The 341-nt window shown below is 60.1% G+C and carries 1 pseudogene; it reads right to left on the bottom strand.

Annotated features, from left to right (window positions below):
* Positions 1-232 (bottom strand): annotated as a pseudogene (locus EN852_RS37150) (hypothetical protein); the annotation flags it as partial.
* Positions 233-341: the final 109 nt, after the last annotated feature.

Raw genomic sequence — 341 nt, 5'->3', positions numbered from 1 at the left:
ATTCGTGTGCGGCATTTGCCGCTGGCGGAGCAGCCGCTGGCGCACCGCCGCCGACATCGACGGGCACGGGTTCGGCCGAAGCCGGCGCCTTTTGGGCCGGTGCCGCCGCCTGCTCGGCCGGTGCGGCCTGCGCCACCAACTGGATCGGCGCTGTCAGGTCCTGGTGATCGTTGGAGACGGAATGCTCGTCCCACGAGTTCGAAACGTTGTCCAATTCAATACTGGTCGCCATAGCTTAAACCCCTCCGGCATTTCCCGGAAAGAGACAGGTGGCGCCTCGACTTTGCAACGGTCCATCAATCCATTCTATATATTTGGATATGCCTGCGATAACTTTTTTT

The organism is Mesorhizobium sp. M2E.F.Ca.ET.209.01.1.1, assembly GCF_004010375.2.
In the GTDB taxonomy this organism is placed as follows: Bacteria; Pseudomonadota; Alphaproteobacteria; order Rhizobiales; family Rhizobiaceae; genus Mesorhizobium.
The sequence above is the reverse complement of the archived record's forward strand: the minus strand, read 5'-3'. Positions and strand labels throughout refer to the sequence as shown.